The 1,171-nt window shown below is 56.4% G+C and carries 3 protein-coding genes; 2 read left to right on the top strand and 1 reads right to left on the bottom strand.

Going from position 1 to position 1,171, the window contains the following annotated elements:
* A partial coding sequence (locus ACXRVY_RS30420; protein WP_458239130.1) for an NAD(P)-binding domain-containing protein occupies positions 1–179 on the bottom strand: 179 nt, incomplete at its 3' end.
* Positions 180–451: 272 nt separating this feature from the next.
* On the opposite strand from ACXRVY_RS30420, the gene ACXRVY_RS30415 reads away from it, so the two are divergent.
* Positions 452–634, top strand: coding sequence for a DUF6026 family protein (locus tag ACXRVY_RS30415; RefSeq protein ID WP_223458176.1), 183 nt, complete (start codon positions 452–454; stop codon positions 632–634).
* Positions 635–834: 200 nt separating this feature from the next.
* Positions 835–1,044, top strand: a complete 210-nt coding sequence (locus ACXRVY_RS30410; protein ID WP_223457083.1) for a hypothetical protein — start codon at positions 835–837, stop codon at positions 1,042–1,044.
* Positions 1,045–1,171 lie beyond the last annotated feature (127 nt).

Raw genomic sequence — 1,171 nt, 5'->3', positions numbered from 1 at the left:
GGCCTGGCCAGGCCAGCGACCAGCGCCGGCAGATCGGTGACGCCCGTGGAGCCTTCTGTGGCCAGGGCTTCGACAAAGGCGGTATTGCGGTCAAAAACAACGGTGGTGTGCCCGTTGAGCATCAGGCGCCGCGCAATATTGCCGCCCATGCGGCCCAGTCCAATAATCCCGAGTTGCATGTACTGATGCTCCCTACTACAAATAAAAGTGTGTCAAAGGTTATAGCCCAACGCGACTCATGAGGTTAGTCCAGAGCGTTGGCGTGAAGTTTCCGGGCATTGTGCCCGATCCTGATGGATAACGTCGGGAATCAAACCGAAGACACAACGACCATGAAAAATAAAAAAGTTCCCTTCGGGGGCAAAAGAAATCAAAATTGGCGCCGATAGTAGGTCAGCCGCGGATTTCGAGGCGTACCTACAGTTGAGACACGCCATTTGCGAGGTGAGCAATGGGCACAGTACACACCGCACTGCCAGCACAAACCCTTTACGTCACTATCCGTCGCGATGAATTGCGCCAGTTGAAAGACGAACGCGATCAATTGAAACAGGAGCTGGCGCAGTTGCGACTGCTGCTGCAAGGCAATCAGGTGCAGCCCCTGGCTGTGACGCAACGCGCCCCACTCGCCTGACCCCTCCTTTCAAGCGGGAGCAGTCTGCACTGCTTCCGCGCCGGCTCGCGAACTACTCCGAGCAGGCTTCCCGCGCTAGCCATGAAGGCCGTTGGTGAAGCTGATTCCCATTTAACGGATTCGGCGGATAATGCCATTTCGACACTGCTTCATTGACTCATGGACGAAAGGCATCCGACATCTGTAGTGGGAGGCAAACCATGAAACGCACCGCATTGATCCTCGCCGGCCTGATGGCTTTGGGCTCAACCAGCGCTTTTGCCGAAGGCGGAGCCGAGCGCATGCGCTATTACTACGAAAGCCTGCGACTGGCCCAGCAACAAGCCTTGGGCCACCCCATCCAAAGCACTGAGCTGCGGGTTCCGGACGATCAAACCGCACAAATGACTGAAACCTACAGACCGAAATGATCCATGGACCTCTGACATGTAGTCGGAGAAGACTGTCGGGCGTCTTGATGGACGCCCTTTTTTTGCCTGTTGAGTCAGAGGCTCTTGGTCCAGAACAGCATCCGCCCATGGGCCGGGTCGAACATGC

It is taken from the genome of Pseudomonas sp. P5_A2_2 (assembly GCF_054177685.1).
Note: the sequence above shows the minus strand (reverse complement) of the source record. Positions and strands in the feature narration are given on the sequence as shown.

What these genes read in the sequence shown, in the direction of transcription:
- ACXRVY_RS30410 (WP_223457083.1), top strand. Translation starts at nt 835, where the DNA reads ATGAAACGCACCGCATTGATCCTCGCCGGCCTGATGGCTTTGGGCTCA.
- ACXRVY_RS30415 (WP_223458176.1), top strand. Translation starts at nt 452, where the DNA reads ATGGGCACAGTACACACCGCACTGCCAGCACAAACCCTTTACGTCACT.